The 15,994-nt window shown below is 41.3% G+C and carries 16 protein-coding genes; 4 read left to right on the top strand and 12 right to left on the bottom strand.

The genetic code is table 11. The annotated features are described in order from the left end of the window. Window positions 1–136: 136 nt before the first annotated feature. A complete protein-coding gene (locus tag DPF91_RS20305) occupies window positions 137–1,252 on the top strand; it encodes a murein hydrolase activator EnvC family protein (RefSeq protein WP_117236256.1) in 1,116 nt (371 codons plus the stop codon). 106 nt (window positions 1,253–1,358) lie between these two features. On the opposite strand, the gene DPF91_RS20310 is transcribed toward DPF91_RS20305, so the two are convergent. From DPF91_RS20310 to DPF91_RS20325, 4 genes are all read right to left on the bottom strand, one after another. Then, complete coding sequence (locus DPF91_RS20310; RefSeq protein WP_117236257.1) at window positions 1,359–1,697, bottom strand: nucleotidyltransferase family protein; 339 nt, start codon at window positions 1,695–1,697, stop codon at window positions 1,359–1,361. Next, window positions 1,690–2,112, bottom strand: coding sequence for a nucleotidyltransferase substrate binding protein (locus DPF91_RS20315; RefSeq protein WP_117236258.1), 423 nt, complete (start codon window positions 2,110–2,112; stop codon window positions 1,690–1,692). Before DPF91_RS20315 ends, DPF91_RS20310 begins: the two co-directional genes overlap by 8 nt. A gap of 350 nt (window positions 2,113–2,462) precedes the next feature. Then, window positions 2,463–3,437, bottom strand: a complete 975-nt coding sequence (locus DPF91_RS20320) for a DHH family phosphoesterase (protein ID WP_117236259.1) — start codon at window positions 3,435–3,437, stop codon at window positions 2,463–2,465. Between the two features lie 89 nt (window positions 3,438–3,526). After that, the gene (locus DPF91_RS20325; RefSeq protein ID WP_117236260.1) at window positions 3,527–4,162 is read right to left on the bottom strand and encodes a TetR/AcrR family transcriptional regulator; all 636 of its coding nucleotides are present in this window, start codon (window positions 4,160–4,162) and stop codon (window positions 3,527–3,529) included. 192 nt (window positions 4,163–4,354) lie between these two features. On the opposite strand from DPF91_RS20325, the gene DPF91_RS20330 reads away from it, so the two are divergent. After that, entirely contained in the window at window positions 4,355–5,581 is a 1,227-nt protein-coding gene (locus DPF91_RS20330) for a sugar transferase (protein WP_241033862.1), read from the top strand. A gap of 70 nt (window positions 5,582–5,651) precedes the next feature. Here the strand turns inward: DPF91_RS20330 and DPF91_RS20335 are convergent, their stop codons facing one another. The 7 genes from DPF91_RS20335 to DPF91_RS20365 are packed head-to-tail and all read right to left on the bottom strand — an operon-like array spanning window position 5,652 to window position 12,082. After that, window positions 5,652–6,395 carry a glycosyltransferase family 2 protein gene (locus DPF91_RS20335; protein ID WP_117236262.1) on the bottom strand — a complete coding sequence of 248 codons (744 nt, stop codon included), beginning with the start codon at window positions 6,393–6,395 and terminating at the stop codon, window positions 5,652–5,654. Then, window positions 6,396–7,184 (bottom strand): glycosyltransferase family 2 protein, encoded by a 789-nt coding sequence (locus DPF91_RS20340; protein WP_117236263.1) that lies wholly within the window; start codon window positions 7,182–7,184, stop codon window positions 6,396–6,398. Beyond that, the gene (locus DPF91_RS20345; protein WP_117236264.1) at window positions 7,174–8,319 is read right to left on the bottom strand and encodes a glycosyltransferase family 4 protein; all 1,146 of its coding nucleotides are present in this window, start codon (window positions 8,317–8,319) and stop codon (window positions 7,174–7,176) included. The genes DPF91_RS20340 and DPF91_RS20345 overlap by 11 nt, the downstream gene beginning before the upstream one ends. A gap of 1 nt (window position 8,320) precedes the next feature. Next, window positions 8,321–9,334 (bottom strand): polysaccharide pyruvyl transferase family protein, encoded by a 1,014-nt coding sequence (locus DPF91_RS20350; protein ID WP_117236265.1) that lies wholly within the window; start codon window positions 9,332–9,334, stop codon window positions 8,321–8,323. Continuing rightward, window positions 9,324–10,547, bottom strand: a complete 1,224-nt coding sequence (locus DPF91_RS20355) for an oligosaccharide flippase family protein (protein WP_117236266.1) — start codon at window positions 10,545–10,547, stop codon at window positions 9,324–9,326. Before DPF91_RS20355 ends, DPF91_RS20350 begins: the two co-directional genes overlap by 11 nt. Then, the gene (locus tag DPF91_RS20360; protein WP_117236267.1) at window positions 10,547–11,092 is read right to left on the bottom strand and encodes a sugar transferase; all 546 of its coding nucleotides are present in this window, start codon (window positions 11,090–11,092) and stop codon (window positions 10,547–10,549) included. Before DPF91_RS20360 ends, DPF91_RS20355 begins: the two co-directional genes overlap by 1 nt. 39 nt (window positions 11,093–11,131) lie before the next feature. Next, entirely contained in the window at window positions 11,132–12,082 is a 951-nt protein-coding gene (locus tag DPF91_RS20365) for a UDP-glucose 4-epimerase family protein (RefSeq protein ID WP_117236268.1), read from the bottom strand. 143 nt (window positions 12,083–12,225) lie between these two features. Between DPF91_RS20365 and DPF91_RS20370 the strand changes: the two genes are divergently transcribed. After that, a complete protein-coding gene (locus DPF91_RS20370; RefSeq protein ID WP_117236269.1) occupies window positions 12,226–14,109 on the top strand; it encodes a polysaccharide biosynthesis protein in 1,884 nt (627 codons plus the stop codon). A 102-nt stretch (window positions 14,110–14,211) separates the two neighbouring features. Next, window positions 14,212–15,384 (top strand): non-hydrolyzing UDP-N-acetylglucosamine 2-epimerase, encoded by a 1,173-nt coding sequence (wecB, locus tag DPF91_RS20375; protein WP_117236270.1) that lies wholly within the window; start codon window positions 14,212–14,214, stop codon window positions 15,382–15,384. A gap of 371 nt (window positions 15,385–15,755) precedes the next feature. Here wecB and DPF91_RS20380 read toward each other — a convergent pair. Next, window positions 15,756–15,994: transposase (locus DPF91_RS20380; RefSeq protein ID WP_164684205.1), on the bottom strand; the 239-nt coding region annotated here is incomplete at its 5' end.

A 15,994-nucleotide genomic window follows, 5' to 3' on the forward strand; every position in this document is an offset into this window, starting at 1 on the left:
TCATCTTTTACCTGTAGGCGAAGCCGTCCTTCCACCTGTAGCGCAGCGCCCTACCCGATCCCTCTCTACAACAACCGTAGCGCCCTTTTCTCTAATTCTATATACTGATTTCACTCGTCTTAACCGGCTAACTTAAATGGAATTTTCACGAAAACGATTACTGACAGTGACTCTTATTGGAGCCCTTTGTGGTGTCAGCACGACTAGCATTGCTGCTTCAAAGACGGAGCTTAGCGGTGTTAAGAGTGAAATTTCCCGCCAACAGACCTCATTATCGAGCCAACAGAAAGAACTCGATAAGCTGCAAAAATCGCTAAAAAGTGAAGAGCTTTCTATCTCTAATTTAGAGAAAGAGATCAAAACCACCAAACAACAACTTGCGACTTTAGAAGCTAACCTTAAGCAGTTGAAACAGCAGCAAGCACAGCTTCATAAGTTAAAGAAAGTACAGACGGAAAAGCTCGAACAGTTGATTCAAACCTATTACGTCACAGAACGCGCTAAAGCCCCTTCCAATGTGCTTAATAGTGGAGTGGAAGAGGACCGTATGAGCCAGTACTTCCAGCACCTAGCTAAAGAGCGCGGTAAAACAATCAAAGAGTTAGAAACGACTCAACAGCAGCTCGATACGACAGAACAACAGCTCAGTGCAGAGCAACAACAAATAGCAAGCCTAATAAAAAGCCAAACCACCAAGCGCGATCAGCTAGCTAAGTCTCAATCAAGTCGAAAAGGCACCGTCTCCAAGATTAAGAAAAGCATCTCTAGTGACAGAGTCTATCTTGCTGAGCTACAGCGCAACGAAACCCGCCTAAAAGCAGAGATAGCCAAAGCCGCTAAACGCAATGCAGTTCCAATGGATGGCCTAGCAAAGCAGAAAAAGAAGCTACCTTGGCCAATCAAAGGCAAGGTCCTACATAACTACGGCAGTACCCAAACAGGCCAAATCAAGTGGAACGGTATGGTCATCGACGCGAATTATGGCCAGCCTATCAAAGCTGTCTATTCCGGTACGGTGGTATTTGCGGAATACCTGCGTGGCTATGGCCTAGTAGTTCTTCTTGACCACGGTAAAGGCGACATGACCCTTTATGGCTTTAACCAATCGTTAATGAAGAAAGAAGGCGATAAGGTACGAGCAGGTGAGACCATCGCTTTGGCTGGCGATACAGGCGGTCAATCACAAGCGTCACTCTACTTTGAGATCCGCCGAAACAGTAAAACGCAAAATCCGAAGAGTTGGTTGAAGTAGGTAAACGGATTACGGATTTACCTCTAGTAGCTCAATTGGACCCACAAACTTTCAACACCAAATAATATTCTCCCCCTCTGTCGATATAGCTAAGAGAGCGAAGAAATCAATGTGAGGGGGAGCTAGAGGGGGTGGATACTACAGAATCAACAACCAGCAAGGATTCATTAGCCTGTTCAAAGTTAAGACGAAAATTATCCGGTAAGTGGTTCCAATCAAACACCTGAACAAAAATCGGAATATTTGATTCTCTCAACGCTTCCTGAAAGGTAAACAGATCATTTACTTCTCCACTGGGAGTAAACATCATCAAATCCAAATCAGAGGTATCCAAAGCCGTTCCTTTGACACGACTGCCATAAGCTCTCAACTCCGTTCCGGAGACTAGATATTTCTGAGCCAAAGTCTCTATCGCATGCAAATCTTTCTCTCTCAGATCAATCATACTTCTTCTCTCTCAGCACCAACTCTAAGGAAGCGGCATCAGCAATAAAGCTAGGTAGTAAAACAAGCGTCTGTTTCGCAAAATCGACACCATAATCATGCGCTACATGATTTCGATTATCTCGATATTCTAACCATCGCTCTGCTTGCTCTAGAGTAATCAAGTCGAACTGGGCTGCGTGTCTAAAGATGTCTTTAAACACCAAACGATTGACCGCTCTTGGGCTATGCATATAAGGAGCAAGAGCTTTCTTAAGTAACTTACCTGATTGCTCAAGGATAATTTCGAATTCTTTCACACATGCAGAACGATACATTTCATACTGAATAGATTCAGGCTCAACTGTATTCAATAGAGAATGGGCTTCTTTTAGTGTCTTTATACAGCGTAGTAGAAAAGTGGTGTCAATAGTCATTGTTATCAATCACTGATAAATAAAAGGGAGAATCAAAGCAATGATACTGCTCTCTTGACTGTAAGCCTAGATCCATTAGCACCAAAGAACATAATTAACACCCAATGAGGCATTTCCTAGAAGGGCATAGGGGATATAGTCCAAATTACTGCCTAAAACACAAAGCGAGATTCCCTATCTCGTTCATTCCTCACTGTAGGGAATGACGAGCTTATTTTCATCCTGTCTATCAAGTAATAGCGAAACTATATCCATAACTTAAAGCTCAGTCATCCTCGAACGCGAGCCCACGAGTGCATCGGAGATCTCGCTTTTAGTCTTTTACCCGAAGCGTAAAGGCCCGTTACCTTCTACCTATAGTAACTCTCTACCGCTTCAATAAACGCTTCAACTTGTTCTTTTGGTAGTGCATTCACCCCAGCAGCAGCTGCGCGCCCCCCCCCTGTTGGAAAACTGCCACAAATACCTCCAGCTCCTTGCTTGTTGCTCAAAGGCGCTCTTAAAGAAACGGTATAAGTAATCTCTTGATTCTCAGGGCAAGGCACATTCTCAGTAAGAACAGCATGGGCGGAATCTGGGTTCTGGTTAGCAAGAAGGTTGCCATATACGCCACTGATTCGACGAGAAGCAGCAGTATTTGGTAACTCAAACATACCTAACAATGCACTCTGATGAGTTGGCTTAACAGCTAAAGCTAGTTCCATATCTTGCTGATAGGCTTTCTGAAGTTGATAGTAAGGCGAATTTGAATCTGCAATCACGTCAAAAGGTGATGGATATTGAAGTAAAGCTTTGAATAATTCATCAGGAGAAAAATGCAGATCTTCTACCTTTGCACCGTAGCCATTGTAGTTAATAAGCGTACCTAGCTCTTTAAGCTGTTCTTTTTGCTCTTGTGAATAACCTGCTTTATCCGCTAACTCGTCTGCCTTCGCAATCAGGTTGTCACCATACGCAGCCGCAATCGCCCAAGCGTGAAATTTCCCTTCTAACAACTTATCAATGATCAAAGCCGTACAAGTATTCGCATCAAGGTCAATATTCGCATCTAAATTTTCATGTTGCGGAATATCACCAGCCTGATGATGGTCCGCATAAAATACTTTTGCGCCAGCATCCAAAGCACGGTTTAAACCATCGATATTTTTAGCCATAGAGATATCAAGCACAGTAAGCGTATCGGCCTCGGTCGTATCCACTTTCGCAACTAGATTGATGTCACGCTTTACGCCTGTCACCAATGTTGACTGTTTCGGCTCGGCTAGACGAAGTTGAAGAAGCGCAATAATGCCATCGGCATCACCATTAAACACATCGTAGTGCATGATATTCCTTAATAGATAAAATTAATGCTTTCAGGATACTACCCTAAAAGCATTAAAAAGAAGACTTAATTTAAATTGATTGAATAGAGCTAAACCAGCTTAACTTCCACACCATTTGCCAATAACTCTAATTGCTCACGCCCTTTATCTGTCGCAACTGGAAGCACCACCGAAATCATCTGCAACATACCTTGATGAATTACAGACTCAGTAATCACTGTCTTTGGAGACATGGCTGATTGGTAACCCAACCAGCTTGTTGCAATGAGATGTAGCGATTTCACTAACCCATTAAGTTGTGATGGCTCAGCCTTTAGCAACTCAAGATCGACGAATGCCTGCATGATGTTAATGAGATTACCCTGTAAGCGCTCCTGTACCTGTATGTAGTCATCATGCAACTGTTCGTCACGCTGCAAAATTTCAGGAAGGTTGGCGTAAAAGAAGCGGTACTTCCACATCAGGGTGAAAATCGAATCTAAGTAGTGTTTGAGAAGAGTGAGAGACTCTTGTTGCCCATGAATTGGGGTAAAACGCTCAATGAGTTCCGTCGAGTAAAGAGTAAAAATCTCTCGGACAATTTCTTGCTTATTGCGAAAGTGATAGTAGAGGTTACCTGGGCTAATCTCGATATGAGCCGCAATATGGTTAGTCGTAATGTTGCGCTCACCATGCTCATTGAATAGTTCCAATGCTGCATGAACTATCTTCTCACGAGTTTTCATATGCCCTCTTACCCCAGTTCTATTCTGACCCTAAATACGGTAACGTTCGAACTAAAGATTGTCGAGATAAATATGGTACGAGGAGACGCGTGTGTCTAAATTAGGTAATGCTTTGAGAATTGATAACAACACTCTGACGGCCATACCGAGACTATGCTATCATAATCACAAATACCAATAAGCACTCGTTTGATGAAATCTCACAATATCTTTAAATATCACTTTCTAGCTATTGCGACCATCAGTGCTATATTGACAATTTGGTCATTGCTGTACTATCCAGCATTTCCAGCAACAATAATATCTAGCTTAATCACTGTTGTAATTGTCTTTGTATTTGTGGCTATTTCCTTACCTAAACCTACTCCGTTCATTTTGAACTCCTTTTCTAGCAGGGCAATACCTACCGTATTATCCACATATGGTATCGCTTTTTTCTGGGCCTTAATTTTTCGAATTGATTACTCTAGGCCAATATTGATTATGGGAATGACTCTAACCACTTTATGGTTTCTTTCTTTCTACTTATGGAAAGAAAGAAAAATAAAAGCCGAGTTATACGTAGTAGGGAAACCAAAGCAAAGCCTCAAATCATTGAGTGACAATATAAAACTACTACAAATCGACAATAATACCCCACTATCAGCACTAAAAAGCGGAGTATTAGTAGATTTACACAGCTCACTCAGTTCGGCAGAAGAACGAATAATTGCAGACTGTACGCTAGCGCAAATCCCTATTTACCACGTAGACCTTTTAAGCGAACGATTAAACCACCGTGTATCGGACTTTAACCTCTCGCATACATCATTAAAAAGTATGCACCCAAACGTGCAGTATGCTCAATTAAAAGTAGCACTAGAGAAAACTCTGATTATTGCACTATTGCCTATTATTTTACCTATTGCACTCTTTATCTCACTGGCAATATTTGCTCAACGAGATGGCCCAGTGCTATTTAGACAAACAAGAGTCGGTCAGCACAATAAAGTATTTACACTATTCAAGTTCAGAACTATGGCAGACATTAAAGCAGAGCAGAAAGAAGCCTTTGCTACCCATACCCAGCATAGGGTATCAACATTGGGCCGCTTTTTGAGATCAAGTAGACTAGATGAGTTACCTCAACTTTGGAATGTACTAAAGGGGGAAATGTCTATTATTGGCCCCAGACCAGAACAACCAAATTTTGCAAAACAATATAGCTTAGAAATTCCTTTCTACAGCTTCCGCCATACACTAAAACCAGGTATAACAGGCTGGGCTCAGGTCACTCAAGGCTATACTGATAGTACAGAAACGACTAAAGCGAAGCTAGCTTATGACCTGTATTACTTAAAGTATTTTAGCTGGAGATTAGATTTTGAAATTTATGTAAAAACTATAGGAGTCATGCTTACAGGGAAAGGAGCAAAATAACTATCAAATCGTAACTACTAATAAATCATTCTTCAATAAAGATGAAACTAAGAATAATCAGTAAAAATTACTAATAGTGATGAATCAATCCGTTCCAAGCATAAAAGATAAAGTAGTAGACCGATCGAATAACATTCAAGCGCTCACATTTTCTATAGACCGCCCATTGATAAGGTAGAACTTTACATTTGTTCGATGAGAGAGAACTGTCACCTATTCTATAATAGGCTAGCGGCTCAGATACTCCACCAGACTTAGCACCTAACCGCACTAACTTCAACCAAAGAGCTAGATCTTGTCTCTTCCTAATTTCAGGCATGAAAACTTTACCCAACCTCTGAGTATCGTAAATGGCAGTCAAGCAGCCTATTTCGTTGCATTTCAATAGACTATGATAACTAACCTGATTAGGAGCTTGCCTAAGCCTCAATGTTTTTCCCTTGCTACTTACCACATGGTAGGAGGAATAGCATAAATCGAGATTATCTGAATTCATTACCTCAAGTTGCTTCTCTAGTTTTAGTGGATCCCACAGATCATCTGCATCAACAAATGCAATGAATCGCCCTTTAGCTTGTTTAATACCAGCATTACGCGCCGTTGCTGCTCCTGAATTAACACTAAGACGAATTAATATCGTGTTTGGAAAACTACCCACTAATGATTGAAGCTCCCTGTCATTCAATTTAGAAGAGCAATCATCAATTACTATATGCTCATAGCAGGTATACGTTTGACGAGCGACCGACTCTAACGTTTCTTTTAAACAGTTTAAGTTATTAAAATGTGGCGTGATAACAGATACTAACTGCAATTACTTTCTCCAAGATAACAAGTAGTGCTTTAGATAAAGCGACAGCGCAGGCCCTAAGCGTGAGTGCTTAAATAACAGAAGTGACTTTTTAATAATAAAGGCTAAAGACCACAGCCAAGACAACTTCAAATGCGCCCTATCGAACATAACAAACTTGCTTTCAATGCTTAAATCTGACCGGTAGAAAAAAGCTCCAGACGAGGGACCTATATGGATACTACCTATAACTTCACTCTTAACTGCTCTCAGCCCTTTATTAAGAGCGTCTAGTAAAAATATATACTCTTCCCCAGAAACATAACGAGCTCCCAGCCCAAAACTCTCATCAAACCTGATCACCAGTTTACTGCTTACAATCATATCAATTGATGAAACAGATAGTGCTGATACATAACTATGTCCCTTCACGATTGTCGTAGGCGAAAGGTGAACTCCATACACACAAGGCTCTTTACTATGTTCAAGTGTGAGTATGTCTGGTTGATGCTTTGAGAGCATCGCTCTTATGCTTCTCATCGCCGTCAGGTTAAGCTGGGTATCATCATCCATTATCCAGATGTAATCTGCCTGGCTGAGGCTAAGAGCTAAGTTACGACTTACACTTAGTCCGCTTTCCGCACTCTGCATGTATCGTACGCTAGACTCAAAAAATGAGCACTCCGTGTACTTTTGATATTCTCGCTCCCTGCCATCTGTTACCTGGTGGACAATTAAATATTCAACTCCCTCTTGTAGGCGAATATTGTAAAGGCCTTGGTTTATTGTAGAAATAGCGACTTCAAGGAGCATACCGTTGGATCACTCGCTCATAGAACATGATATTTTCTGCAACTTTTTTTTCGACAGAGAATTGCTGAAAAATCTTCTGCTGCCCGCATATCGCCATCTTTTCAAGCTTTTCTACTGGTTCTGAAAGTACGTATTCAATCGCCTCCTGAATAGCTTGAGGGGTGCATTTGGCAATCAATACTCCATCAATATTATCTTCTATTAACTCTTTTGCACTGGTTTGGTCGCTGTATAACACCACTTTTCTCATCGCCATACTCTCCATTGGTGCGAGAGAGAAGGCTTCAGCTTTACTAGGAAAAATACAATAATCAACGTTCACATAGTGCCGTAACAACTCAGTTTTGGGTACATGACCAAAGAATTTAACGGTAGTGACACCATTTTGGGCTAGCCTATGCTCAAGCTCTCGACGTCTATTCTCGATATCTTTACCAAAAACCCAAAGCTCTATATTCTTGTTTATCAAGCCAACGGCTATCCAGCCATCGATAAGTTCCTCTATGCCTTTCTTAGCGATAAGAGACCCCGAGTAAGCGAATACCCTTATATCTCCCTGAGTATTACTCACATCACAGCTAAAATTGCAGGAGATCCCATTGTGAATAACAGGTATTTCCTCTTTTATGGAGAATAAGCGTTTCGTTTCTTGAGCAGTAAAATGGCTAACCGAAACGATGTCTGTAGCGTTCTTTAGTTGGGATTGCTCTAGCCACCTCCACACGTAGTCTTTCCAACGCTTTATACCTAACAGAGATTGAAAATAGGTCACTGAACCATGTAGGCGGGTCACTGTTGGTATACCCAAGGAAGGGTAAAAGGCCAGAAGCCCCTGAAAATCTTGTACTTCGAGTAGTTCAATCTGATGTTCTTTGATAATTTCCGAAAGAGAAAAGTAACTGAGTACCCTGTTGACAATAAACCCACAAAGGCCTTTATAACGAGGCTCTTGGATAATGTGGACACCATTTTTTAGATGTTCCACTCGCGAACTGATGCCATCAACCAAACTATAAATCACTACTTTATTTTGATGACTCTTCGTCACTATTGCTTCAGCGACCTCTTGAGTGAAAATACCGACCCCGCCACTTTTCGCTGGCGGATATTCATGGCATAGGTAGAGTATATTCATACTAAAATTGCCCTAGCCATAGATCAATTTCCTTCTGAGGCAACCTAATGTCTGTAGTTATTGGTTCTTGCAACCCTGCTTGCATCTCCCTTCCTATTTGATTAGGCAATATGATAGGAATATTAAAATCTTTGTGCTTCTCGATAGCACGGTTATCTATTGCAACTATTTTAGCTCTTCGGCGGTGCTGCAAAGCTCGTATTCCGGCATGTAATCGCGTGCCAACAAAATCGACCTCAATATCTGATACTAGTAGATCGTCGTAACTTTCAAGACTAGCCGGCAAAATACTGATCCCACTGGTTGATAGCTGATTTAGATAAAGAAGATCACCACTCCCTTGCGGCCAAAAGTAGATGTCTTTGTAAGTCGATTTCAAAACATCAATGAGTGCTTGGTCACGTTCAATATTTGGAGAATAGTCGGTAAGCGTAAACACTACGTTTTCTGCTATTAGTCGAGGGATCGACTGACAGTGCTCAGGGTTAAGGGGCCAAATAGTAGGGCAACCAGTATTGAGCACCTCTTTCACCCCACATTGCTCTAACTTTACCTTTGTATATTCATCCCGAACAGAATGAGTGTAACGAGAGGAAAAGAGCTGCCTATATAGGGCTTGTGTGAGAAAATCAGGCGTGGAAGAGTAACGAAACCAACCTACACCCATTAGAGTCAGTGGTGTCAATCGAGCGATATCCAAAGGGGAGATATCCCAATTCCCGCTACGCAGTAAGTTTCTCCTTAATAAATTACTGCCGCACACCAATCGCAATCGGCAATTGTTGGCAAAATAAATGGACTTCCCTGATACTCCATTGTGAGACGAAACATCAAAAAACTGCTCAGAACTAAATACCTTTCTCAGTTGTGTTTCAGCGCTGCCATTAATAATTTCATCCCCTAAGTTTAGAGAAGAAATCCCTGTATCAAAACGACATATGACGTGGGGCATCTTCTGACCAGAGGGAATATATTTGTTCAATCCCAACCTAGCGATCATTCCATCAAGTGTCATACAGCAATCCTTTAAAAGTACACCGCGCTTCCCGATCAATCACGAGAAATAGTACGCTACCAAATGCAAGACTGAGCACAGAAGCAACTATAACTCCATATACGCCAAATATCTTCATTAACCAGAAACTTAACAGAGCATTGAGGGTTAGTGCATACACATTTCTTTTAAAGGCCACTTTAGTTAAGCCCTCAACAACCAAAATACGCCCCGTTGACGATAAAAAGTACGAAAAGAAGATAATAGGAGATAGACCAAGCGCATATTGATAAGCATTAGGGTACTTATCACCAAATACGTAGTTCAAAAATATGGCTGAGACTACGGCACCTAGTAACGTCATAATCGTTCCAGCGACAAACGTTTCAGACAATAGAGCTCTCACTGATTGACGGTATTGCTCTGTATTCTTATTCAGCTTTTGAGCGTATCCTAGGTTAAACGCTGAGCTAGCAAGAACAAAAAAACCAATACACTTCACCGCCATTGCATAGTTAGCCATCATGACGCTGTTACCGTAAGTACCAACTACTAATTGATCTATTCTTGCGGAAGCAAGCAGGACGAAGCTTGACAGAATAAGGAAACGCCCTTCCCGGAAGAGGTGGAGCATAAAGTTTTTGTTATATGTAAAGCCTGTATTAGAAGTAAATTTCGCCCCCCCCCAGTACAAGACACACAATGAAAAGCTATCGGCCACAAAAAAAGTTGCATATAACGTCAAAGTATCTGAGGAATGTAAAACAAGCAGCTTGTACAAAAAAGCAACTGTGGAACCTAATACACCTAAAACCATATAGTGCACATGCTTCCCAGCTACGTTGAATGTACTAGATATAAATTTGAAACTACTAAAGACTATTGCAGTGCCCATAATTAATAACAGCACCGCTTGTTCAGCATTGGTGAAGATTAAAATAAGACTAATTACAACAAGGAATACAACTAGGGAAACAAACTTAAGCAACAAGGCTCCACCCAGTATATCTGCCCTATCTTCTGGCCTCGAAACCAATTCACGTTGAATTAGAGGATCTAAGCACTGTAGGGCGAAAGCCGAGAGTATAGCCAAAATAGCTTGATAGTACGCAAATAGGGCAACACTTTCAGTCGAAACTTTAGCAGCAAAATAAAAGAAAAATATCGAAGAAAGACTAACGCCCCAGTATCTTTCAAAAGAGTATGTAAGTGTACTAAGCGATACCCACTTCACTATACTCGATCTCCTGCACCTTTTCCTAAAACCGTCTGAAAAATGTAAGTGAAATAGAGTTTGGTCGTAAGTGTTTCAATCATCTTTTGGTCCCACTCTGCTAAGTTAACCGGTGTAGACATATCAATCTCATTGACTTGCGCCAGCCCCGTAATCCCCGGGCGAACGTCAAATACCCCTCTTGATTGACGCTCTGTAATTAACTCTTCTTGGTTATACAGACAAGGACGAGGGCCAACCAAGCTCATTTCCCCTTTTAGCACATTCCATAGCTGTGGTAGCTCATCTAGCTTGGTTTTGCGAAGAAAGCCTCCTAACTTAGTCACCGAACTTGCACCAACAAGATGAGTGGCAACAGACTTGGTCTCTACCGGCATAGTACGGAATTTCACCAGAGTAAATGGCTGTTGATTTCGGCCTACACGAGTTTGCCTAAAAACAGGGGCACCTGTATCGAAATAACCTACGAGACAGATGACGATAAACACCGGCCAAAGAAATAGAAGGCCGAATAAAGCAAATAAAAAATCTAATGTACGGATCAAAACTCTCTCCGGTAGGACTATAAGGATACTAATGAAAAACTATTTAGTTTTTAGATAAGCATCAACCGTTCTTTGGATACCTTCTTCAAATGAAACGCGGGGGAACCATTCCAGCAAAGCTCTTGTCTTAGTTATATCAACCTGAAGATTACCACATAGACGTTGTGAGATCTGTGGCCTACCAATGAGCTTGGCAGACAAATCAATAAGTGATGTAGGGATAGGCAACAAAAGTGGCCTTTTCCTCATTGCACCTGCGACCAATCTCAGTAGTTGCGTGGTTGAAACATCGTATCCATCAGAGACCAAGAAAGTTTCACCCGCTGCTCGAGGGTGGGTGCAGCAAGTTAATATCAAGTCAACTAGATTATCTATATATACCAAGCTGCGCCTGTTTTGTATCGCCCCTAACGGAAGCGGAATCCCCTTATCCACCCAGCGTATCATAGACAAGAAGTTAGCTTTTACCCCTGGTCCAAAAACCAAAGGAGGACGAACAATTACTACCTCAAGACCGGTTTCTTTCGCTAACTGGCGAAGTTGGATCTCGGCTTCATATTTGCTTAGGCCGTAGGGATCATCTGGTACATACATCGAGTCAGGGGAAAATGGTTGTTTAGGGCTGGAAAACTCACCATTGACTTTAATTGAGCTAACGAAAACGAAACGCTTAACTCCGGCTTTAGCCGCCTGCCTCGCGAGATTAAGTGTCCCTTGAGTGTTAGTTTCTCTATAAGCCTTTAAGGCATCCACTTTAGACTCTTTCATTTGGTGGACACGGGCCGCACAGTGAACTACGCAGTCAATACCTTCGAATGCACCGAACCAGTCAGTAGCACCATTGATACAATCGACAACAAAAGTGCTTGGACAACGATTATCTTGAGGTCTGACTCTAGAAACTGAGCATACTTCCCACCCGTTCTGGGCACATTGTTTAGTAAGTTGACGTCCCACAAAGCCCGAACTACCTGTCACTAATAGTTTCAATATCTACTCTCTTCGCACTTAACACATTTGCATTCATACTTCAGGAAAATGATACCGTTTTCTTCTAGCTATTAACATTAAAGCTTTCTAGAATACAGGCGACAATAATATAAGATAATCACTAACTGGCTATAGTTGCATATATGTTCACTCCGTTCCGGCTTCTTCTAAACGCAAATAGAAAAAACAAACGATTAATCAGCATTGGTTACGACATCATCGCCGTCCTGTTTTCTCTGTACCTTGCCATTGCACTGAGGCTCGGGACAGCAAGCTTTCATGTAGGCTTAGATGAGGTCTTTAGCCTGCTAGTAACACTATTCGTTACAATTTACAGCTTTATTAAACTCGGGATGTATAGAGCAGTACTCAGATATATGATGCTACCTGCTGTAGGGCACATATTTTTAGGAGTGTTCTTATCAGCACTAACTCTTGCCCTAAGTGGATTCTTTTTCCATTCGTTCATCCCAAGAAGCGTACCGTTCATATATGCAGGGCTAGCCATATTGACCCTAGGTGGACCTCGTATTTTAGTACGAAGCATCTATTACCACTACTATAAGCGCCAAAAGCCAAACGTATTAATCTACGGGGCGGGGGCGACCGGAAGGGATCTCGCTTACGCTCTAATACAAGGAGACGAATACCACCCAGTCGCCATGCTTGATGACGATAGGAGTAAATCTGGGCAAGTCATGTTTGGCATTCGAGTCTACCACCCTAGCGAATTCTCTCATCTTCAGTCCCTATATCAGCCAGTGAAATTATTACTCGCTATAAACAATATTAATAAAGGGAAACGCTTGAGGCTTGTTGAAAAGCTATCTTCCTGGCCTATTGAAATACAGTCGGTTCCGTCTGTAGAAGACATAGCAGCAGGGCGAGCAATAGCTACTGAAGTTAAAGATTTAGACATTGCCGACTTATTAGGAAGAGAGCCTGTAGAACCCGACCCTCAGCTACTATCAAAAAACATTACAGGCAAAAGTGTTATGGTAACTGGGGCTGGAGGTTCAATCGGTTCGGAGCTTTGTAGACAGATACTCACCCAAAAACCCAAAATACTTGTACTATTTGAGTTGAACGAATACAACCTGTATCAAATTAACCAAGAATTAAGCAGTATCAGAACAGCCCTGCAGATTGACACCGAGATTATAGCAGCTTTAGGCTCAGTTCAACGTCAAAATAGACTGGAAAAATTACTTTCAGCATACAGTGTTAATGCATTATATCATGCAGCAGCATATAAGCACGTACCCTTAGTTGAGGACAACATTGTAGAAGGAGTACGCAATAACATTTTTGGAACCCTAGCTTGTGCCCAAGCAGCAATCAATACAAATGTTAATAATTTCACTCTAATATCGACAGATAAAGCAGTTCGTCCTACAAATATAATGGGGGCGAGTAAGCGACTTGCAGAGTTAGTCCTACAAGCTCTAGCTGAAGAGGGTTCTGAAACCAAATTTACCATGGTTCGCTTTGGAAACGTACTTGGCTCATCCGGTTCGGTAGTGCCATTGTTTAAGAAGCAAATTCGCTCTGGAGGGCCAGTGACAGTAACTCATCCAGATATCATCCGTTATTTTATGCTCATCCCAGAAGCGGCACAACTCGTGATCCAGGCTGGAGCACTGGGCAACAATGGACAAGTTTTCGTCCTCGATATGGGTGAGCCTGTGAAAATCCTAGACCTTGCCCAGAGAATGATTCATTTAATGGGGATGTCCGAATCAAAAGAAAACAAGCTTGAAGAAGGTGATATTGAAATTAAATTTACCGGATTAAGGCCCGGAGAAAAATTATATGAAGAGCTTCTAATAGGAAAGGATGTTGCAGGCACAGGCCATAAGAAAATCATGACTGCACAAGAAGATAAGCTTTCATGGGAAGACATGAATAACATCCTAATGGAGCTTGATCAATATTGCCATAACTTCGATGTTAAATGTATCAAAGAGCTTTTGAAAAGAGCTCCCTTAGGCTATCAACCAAGTAAAGCTCAGGTGGAACCAAAATAAATGCTACGTTTTCAGAGAGAAATGATGATATTTCGCTACCTAAACTGAACATACCCTATAGCTGAGCCTGAAGTAACATTACAATCAAAAAGACTAAAACATATGCTAAATAAAGCCCCTAATGACGTAACTAGTAGTAAAAAGATTAAAATACTGTCTATCTTCGGTACGCGCCCCGAAGCAATAAAGATGGCTCCGGTAGTTAAGCAATTAGAGGCCGATAAGCGCTTTGAGAGTAGAGTTTGTGTAACTGGCCAGCATAGAGAAATGCTAGATCAGGTGCTGAATCTTTTTAATATTACTCCAGACTTCGACCTGAATGTAATGAGCACGAACCAGAGTTTGTCTCAAATAACTTCCGCTATAATTTTAGGATTACAGCAAACATTTGAGTCTTTCCGTCCAGATTATGTTCTAGTACATGGGGATACATCGACTACTAGCGCTGCCTCATTATCTGCATACTATCACCAGATCAAAATAGCTCATATCGAAGCTGGCTTACGCACAGGAAACCTATTGTCTCCCTGGCCAGAAGAAGGGAATAGACGCATTACGGGAGCAATAGCAGATCTTCACTTTGCTCCAACAAAGCAAGCTAAGGATAACCTCATCAGTGAAAATATACATTCTAGCCAATGCTTTATAACAGGAAATACTGTTATTGACGCGCTGCTAATGACCAAAAAAAGCATTGAGAGTAATGATGATGAACACAAACTACTTTCTGATAAATTTTCAAATATTGTTAGTGAAAAGATGGTCCTTATCACTGGACATAGAAGAGAGAATTTTGGCATAGGATTTATTAACATTTGCTCCGCTATTGCTCAACTCGCTCACAGACACCCAACAGTTCATTTTGTTTACCCTGTGCATATGAATCCCAATGTCCAATCGGTGGTTAAGGAGCATTTAGGAGATATAGCGAATGTTTTCTTAATCGAGCCACAAGACTATCGCCCTTTTGTTTATCTCATGACTAAATCATCCATAATCCTCACTGATTCAGGTGGTATTCAAGAAGAAGCGCCCTCATTAGGTAAACCTGTACTCGTGATGCGTGAGACAACTGAAAGGCCAGAAGCTGTTAAAGCGGGGACAGTTAAATTAGTAGGCACCGATAAAAAATCTATCGTCGAAAACGTATCTTTCTTATTAGAAAACCAAAAAACTTATACTACGATGAGTGAAGCACATAATCCATATGGTGATGGCACTGCTTCAAAACAAATATCTGATTTACTCTATCAACATATTACAAACGCTAAATGAATGTAGGGTGTCAATCAACTTAACACACGGGGCACACTAAAGAGCGTGTCGTCCCGGTGCTGAAGCTAGAAATCAAAGTGAGTCGCCATGAAGCAGGGCATTTCGGAATAAAAACCAAGTCAAGATCTAGTGGTAAACACCCGTACAGAATGCACACTTAATACGATATAAGCTTTCTACCAGGAGAATAACAAACACGCCAAAGGATAATGATCGTCAATATATAAACAAATTTAAATAGTAAACAAATAGAAAAAGCATTAATAATGAATAAAAAATCATCCTTGATTCTACATTAAATTCCTTGCCAAAAAATAACAACAACCTAGACTAAAGTATAGAGGCTGTAACAGATTCTGTGTATCTGCCATCTAGTTAATGTATTTTTCTAATCGTTCCTCGAACTCGATAATAAATCGACTCATAGCTTGACGCCAGTTTTGAATGGGCATTGTCCATTTCTTGCTTGCGTCTTTGATCGCTAGATACACCATCTTGGTTGCGGCCTCGTCGTTTGGGAAGATCTTACGTTTCTTGAGTGCTTTCCGTATTACGCTGTTCAGAGACTCAATCGCATTGGTGGTGTAAATGGCCCGACGGATATCTTCAG

Source organism: Vibrio maerlii (genome assembly GCF_003415655.1).
GTDB classification, from domain to species: domain Bacteria; phylum Pseudomonadota; class Gammaproteobacteria; order Enterobacterales; family Vibrionaceae; genus Vibrio; species Vibrio maerlii.

Bases quoted from the DNA above. Each gene is read 5' to 3' on its own strand.
- DPF91_RS20325 (WP_117236260.1), bottom strand. From the start codon at position 4,162: ATGAAAACTCGTGAGAAGATAGTTCATGCAGCATTGGAACTATTCAAT.
- DPF91_RS20330 (WP_241033862.1), top strand. From the start codon at position 4,355: ATGAAATCTCACAATATCTTTAAATATCACTTTCTAGCTATTGCGACC.
- DPF91_RS20305 (WP_117236256.1), top strand. From the start codon at position 137: ATGGAATTTTCACGAAAACGATTACTGACAGTGACTCTTATTGGAGCC.
- wecB (WP_117236270.1), top strand. From the start codon at position 14,212: ATGCTAAATAAAGCCCCTAATGACGTAACTAGTAGTAAAAAGATTAAA.
- DPF91_RS20370 (WP_117236269.1), top strand. From the start codon at position 12,226: ATGTTCACTCCGTTCCGGCTTCTTCTAAACGCAAATAGAAAAAACAAA.
- DPF91_RS20345 (WP_117236264.1), bottom strand. From the start codon at position 8,319: ATGAATATACTCTACCTATGCCATGAATATCCGCCAGCGAAAAGTGGC.
- DPF91_RS20315 (WP_117236258.1), bottom strand. From the start codon at position 2,112: ATGACTATTGACACCACTTTTCTACTACGCTGTATAAAGACACTAAAA.
- DPF91_RS20340 (WP_117236263.1), bottom strand. From the start codon at position 7,184: ATGCTCCTTGAAGTCGCTATTTCTACAATAAACCAAGGCCTTTACAAT.
- DPF91_RS20320 (WP_117236259.1), bottom strand. From the start codon at position 3,437: ATGCACTACGATGTGTTTAATGGTGATGCCGATGGCATTATTGCGCTT.
- DPF91_RS20350 (WP_117236265.1), bottom strand. From the start codon at position 9,334: ATGACACTTGATGGAATGATCGCTAGGTTGGGATTGAACAAATATATT.
- DPF91_RS20310 (WP_117236257.1), bottom strand. From the start codon at position 1,697: ATGATTGATCTGAGAGAGAAAGATTTGCATGCGATAGAGACTTTGGCT.